The sequence below is a fragment of the Phaeovulum sp. genome, from assembly GCF_041596715.1.
Classification (GTDB): Bacteria; Pseudomonadota; Alphaproteobacteria; order Rhodobacterales; family Rhodobacteraceae; genus UBA6213.
In genome coordinates, this window is record NZ_JBFHIA010000394.1 from 1 (window position 1) to 1,513 (window position 1,513).

Annotated in this window: 1 protein-coding gene; it reads left to right on the forward strand. The window is 58.9% G+C overall.

Annotated features, from left to right (window positions below):
- The coding region (phaC, locus tag ABY403_RS16415) for a class I poly(R)-hydroxyalkanoic acid synthase (RefSeq protein WP_372841882.1) at window positions 1–1,329 on the forward strand (1,329 nt) is incomplete at its 5' end.
- Between the last annotated feature and the right edge of the window lie 184 nt (window positions 1,330–1,513).

Consider the following 1,513-nt stretch of genomic DNA (forward strand, 5'->3'; position numbering starts at 1 on the left):
ACACGCCAGATCATCGACATGATGGCACCGACGAACTTTCTGGCCACCAACCCCGATGCACTAGAGCGCGCCGTGGCGACCGAGGGCGCAAGCCTTGTGCGGGGGCTGGAAAATCTGGTGGCCGATATCGAGGCGAGCAAGGGCGATCTGGTCATCACGCTGGCCGACCGTGACGCCTTCAAGGTGGGGGTCAATATTGGCACCTCGGAAGGCGGCGTGGTTTTTCGCAACCACCTTTTCGAGTTGATCCAGTACACGCCCACCACCGAAACGGTGCACAAGACGCCGCTGGTGATCTTTCCGCCGTGGATCAACAAGTTCTACATTCTCGACCTGAAGCCGCAAAACAGCCTGATCCGCTGGATCGTCGATCAGGGCTTCACGCTGTTCGTGGTGGCATGGAAAAACCCTGATGCCTCTTACGCCGAGATCGGCATGGATGATTTTGTGCAGGACGGCTATCTGACCGCGATCCGCGAGATCAAGGCGATCACCGGCGAGCCCAAGGTCAACGCGGTCGGCTATTGCATCGCGGGCACTACGCTGGGGCTGACGCTGGCACTGCTGCAAAAGCGCGGTGACAAGTCGATCAATTCCGCCACCTTCTTCACGACGCTGACCGATTTTGCCGATCAGGGCGAGTTCACGGCGTTTTTACAGGACGATTTCGTTGACGGAATCGAGCAACAGGTGCAGCGCGACGGCGTGCTGGACTCGTATTTCATGAGCCGGACCTTCAGCTATTTGCGCGCAAATGACCTGATCTATGCCCCCGCGATCCGCAGCTACATGATGGGCGAGGCACCGCCGGCTTTTGATCTGCTTTACTGGAACGGCGATGGCACCAACCTGCCCGGCAAGATGGCGGTGGAATACTTGCGCGGGCTTTGCCAGCGTGACGAGTTCGCAGGCAAGGGCTTTACCGTGCTGGGCGAAAAGGTGAAGGTTTCCGGCGTCAAGGTTCCGCTCTGCGCCGTTGCGTGCGAGGCCGACCATATCGCGCCGTGGAAGGCGTCTTTCGCCGGGGTGGCGCAAATGGGGGCCAAGGACAAGACGTTCATTCTCAGCCAGTCGGGCCATGTTGCAGGCATCGTCAACCCACCGGGCAAAGACAAATACGGGCACTATGTTTCGGACACGCCCGTCGAGGATGCCGAGACATGGAAGCAAGCCGCGCAGTTCCATCTGGGCAGCTGGTGGCCGCGCTGGGGCGCATGGCTGGCAGAGCGGTCTGGCAAGCGAATTGCTGCACGCGCGCTGGGTGATTCGGCGCATCCGGTGCTGGCCGCTGCCCCGGGAACCTATGTTCTGGAAAGCCCAAATAACTGATTTAGCGCTGTAAAATGTCGATGCTGCACCGCAGCATTATTTTACTTGAAATGCCGCAGTGCGGCGCGTATATCTTGTTTCAGAAATTGGCGGGCTCTCATTCCGCACCCCAGCGCCTGAACAGGAGATACCCAAATGACCAAGACCCAAGATTACACCAAATCCATGCAAGACATGATGGCGG